Annotated in this window: 2 protein-coding genes and 1 pseudogene; all 3 read right to left on the bottom strand. The window is 34.5% G+C overall.

Annotation, left to right across the window (positions count from 1 at the left end):
- Positions 1–876: 876 nt before the first annotated feature.
- Entirely contained in the window at positions 877–1638 is a 762-nt protein-coding gene (locus CALSC_RS24695; protein ID WP_088243857.1) for a thioesterase II family protein, read from the bottom strand.
- A 139-nt stretch (positions 1639–1777) separates the two neighbouring features.
- Positions 1778–2980 carry an aldo/keto reductase gene (locus tag CALSC_RS24690; protein WP_088243856.1) on the bottom strand — a complete coding sequence of 401 codons (1203 nt, stop codon included), beginning with the start codon at positions 2978–2980 and terminating at the stop codon, positions 1778–1780.
- Between the two features lie 339 nt (positions 2981–3319).
- Positions 3320–3677: pseudogene (locus tag CALSC_RS26800) on the bottom strand (hypothetical protein); the annotation flags it as partial.

The raw sequence follows: 3677 nt of genomic DNA, 5'->3' as shown, positions 1-3677 counted from the left end.
AGATTATCACCCCAAAGACTTGAAGTATGAATCAACTGGATAAACTTTTGCCAAAACCGAAAAATATCATTCTGGGTGGCCATGATGATTAGATAATAAGTAATAGAGGAATAATAATTGTGCAACTATTTACTAAGCCAAAATAATAAAGTGGATCAACAAATACTGTTACATGGGGTAATTGATAAAATCTTTCCCTCGCACATGAATATGATAAATATTGTAGGCGATCTGTTGATACGCAATTACGAACTGGTTTTGCATTCTCAAACTGAATTGCAATTTCTGGAAATCTTGCTAAAAAGTTTTTAAATTATTGTTCAGGAGATATTTTTGTTTTTGGATAGTGTCGGCAATCAAAATTTACAATATGATGTATTAACCTTAGATAATTAGGGTCTGCTGAATAACTAAAAAATATTGATTTATCAATGCTTTGAGGCTATTTTATTGGGGAAGGGCGTGCAAGGAAATTAGGATTTTAGGTTTAAAATCCTTGCATCTGTTATTTTTGATGGCAAAAAAAATAGAAATAAAGAGGCTGGAACTACTCCCTACTCCCTACCCCCACCAAAAGACTTTTATGCCTAACGGCACGCTCCGCGAACAGCAAGCCCTAATTAGTGATACAAATTATTTTTGTTTAAGTCCCGTTATGTAGTTTGCGTTCAAACCCACATTCCGCACGTAGAGAAAAACTTCTCAGTATTTTTAATAATCGCCAAATAATTGTTTATTGATACTATTGTCAAATACTACTCCGGTTTTTACCTACAGTAGAGCTAACTTTGGGAGTATTACTCTTGTGCATCCATATTCGCTGAATGTCTGAAAGCCTTGTTATAACTGAGTTATAACAATAAAAAGCTTATTAATTTAACCTGCGGAATGTGGGTGCAAAAATTGATTTAGAAATTCAAGTAATTGCGATTGAGCCGAATGTATAAAAAAATGGTCGCCTTGGAACATCTTGAGTGAGAAAGTACTCTTTGTTTGTTTAGCCCAAGCTTCTAATTCATTTATATTAGCTTCAGGATCGGATAAGCCTCCAAAAGCAGTAATGGGACATTCTAAAGGAGGTAATGGTCGATAAGTATAGGTTTCAAGAACTTCAAAATCCGCCCGTAAAATTGGTAGGAATAATTGCATTAATTCTTTATTTGCCAATATTTCTTGAGAAGTACCATTAAGACGATGCAGCTCTGCAATAAATTCTGGTTCTGGTAAGGAATAAACTGGAGGCTCCTTAGAAATAATTTGTGGAGCTCGACGGGCGGAAATAAATAAATGAGCTGGTTTTATACCATATTTATGAAGGAGTAAATTAGCAAGTTCAAAGCTTACTAATGCCCCCATACTATGACCAAATAAAGCAAATGGCTTATCTAATTTTGGTAAAATAATTTGGGCGATTGTCTCTATAAGTGGTTCCATTTGAGTAAATGGAGTTTCTTTTAAAAGACTTCCTCTTCCTGGGAGTTCGATAGCACAAACTTCTATATTTGTGGGTAAACTTTTTGCCCAGGAACGATAAATTAAAGCTCTACCGCCAGCATAAGGAAAACAGAACAAGCGCATAGAAGCTTGAGATAATGGTTGGTAACATTGTAACGATGAAGTATAGTTTAATGATGCCATTCAATTTTATATTTCGGATTTTGGATTTTGGATTGGTCTCATGCCTAAAGCCAGAGGCTTGAGATAATGATGGGAATGTTTGTTTTTCTCTACGGATAAATCCGGTACCTTGTATCTGTGCTTATTTTTTGGTCATAAATTAACTCACTTTCAAACCCAAAGATTTTTTTACATTGTACAATATTCCCTTTAATAAGTTTCTATGTTTAATGCTTTCAAGCCATTCACTATTTGTAAGTATAAAATCTGCAAAAATTTTTCTCTCTAAGGTAGGAACAGTTTTAAGCATTAAGTTCTCTTCAATATGTTGTACAGTTTTCATCCCAACAAGAGCACAAAGAAGAGAGGGTGCACTGCGAGTAAATTGCAGGGCGCGTTGGCAGTCTGTTTGTAAGTTTTCGCCCAAATCTTTGGTAATATTAGAAGAGATTTTACCAACGAAGCGCGTTTGAGATAAAGATTTGCTGGCTACGGGTAAAATATTTAAGCGATCGCAAGCTTCTAAAATAGTTAGTTGTTCTCCATCTAATGTTTGATTTTTCATTAGTAGAGCTTCCGACATTGCGAGGTTAATAGGAAGTTGAATAAAATGAAATCGGTCTTGTTTTGTACCTGCGGCTTCTTTTGCTAAATTTTTAATTTTTGATAAATTCAAATAAAGATTCGAGCTAGGAGATGAGCGAAAACCCTCCCAAGTCGCAATTCCGTAAGCTGAAATTTTTCCTGCATCAGCGGCTTTTTCTAGGACTTCAAAACTTGATTTTAAACGAGCATAAAATTTATCTCGCCCCATAGAAAAAAGTTGCCTTTCTGGGTTATGGATAAAGTATATATCAATTGTTTCCAATCCCAAGTTTGTCAAACTGCGATTAAGTTGATCTTGGATATATTGCGGATGTATACAGTATCTTTTTCCGATTAAATCGGTCATTTTAATATCATATTTACCTGTCTTGACATACTCTTGATAGAATGATTTTCTTCTGGTTCCTTTTGCATAAGGAAGAATACCTCCTTTACTTGTAACAATAATTTCATCTCTTGAAGCTACTTGTAATTCTAAAAGTTGACGAATACCTTTTCCTACACTACGTTCTCCTTCTTGGTGGCGATAGCTAATAGCGGTATCAATTAGGTTAACCCCTCTACGTACTGATTCAATTACAGCATTTTCAACTAAAGTATTGGTTTGTTCGTTAGTTTTTCCCAGACAGGTTCCTAAACCGATTGAACTAACAAACAAATCACCAGCATTACGAAAATAATTTGGATCGCAATTTTGTTGATGTTTTTCTTTATAACGTTGGGTTCCTTGGGGTGTTGCTTTTCCTAAAGTTATCATGATGATGTCTAGATGATGTCTATTAGAAAGTCAAAGTATTAAAGTGGGTATGCTGAATTTTTATTTTTGAATTCTCTCGCTAAATTCAGGAATATGATCACCTGATATTCGTTTCCGTTTGTATCAGAATGATTTGTTGTTTCCTTTCTTTCTCTGAATTTGTGTCCTCTGTGTCTCTACAGTTTTTGATCATTCAGATGCTATCGGATTTGAGACAATACGGTTCAGTTAAAGAGAATTGTAGGTTGGATTGAGCAATAATGAAGCCCAACAAAATCCTAACAATGTTGGGTTTCGAGCCTCAACCCAACCTACGCTATTGTTTATTTTGATGTTTAACTAAACTGTATTGGGATTTGATATTACTTGTTGAGGAGCATCTAAAAAATCGTTATCTATCAACCAAGAGAAATAAGTGGAAAGTAGTTTTTCATCTACTGCGGGACAGGTGATTGATGTACCTGCTAATTGACTCAGAGTATTTTGGAAATTATCTTGGGAATGGAATGAATTTGATGAATCTAATAAGTTAATATTTTTGGCAGCATTTTCTTGTTTGTCCATAAAGTAAGGGATAAGAGGATATAGTGGATTATCTGTAGAAATTTCAGCTACATTAAGTTTTGTTTGCAATTGTTGAATAGATATCTTTTGGAGAGGATAACCAAAAGAGCTAATCCAATCAAATAATTCTGTA

This window comes from Calothrix rhizosoleniae SC01, assembly GCF_900185595.1.
In the GTDB taxonomy this organism is placed as follows: Bacteria; Cyanobacteriota; Cyanobacteriia; order Cyanobacteriales; family Nostocaceae; genus Calothrix_A; species Calothrix_A rhizosoleniae.
This window is presented reverse-complemented; position numbering and strand designations above follow the sequence as displayed.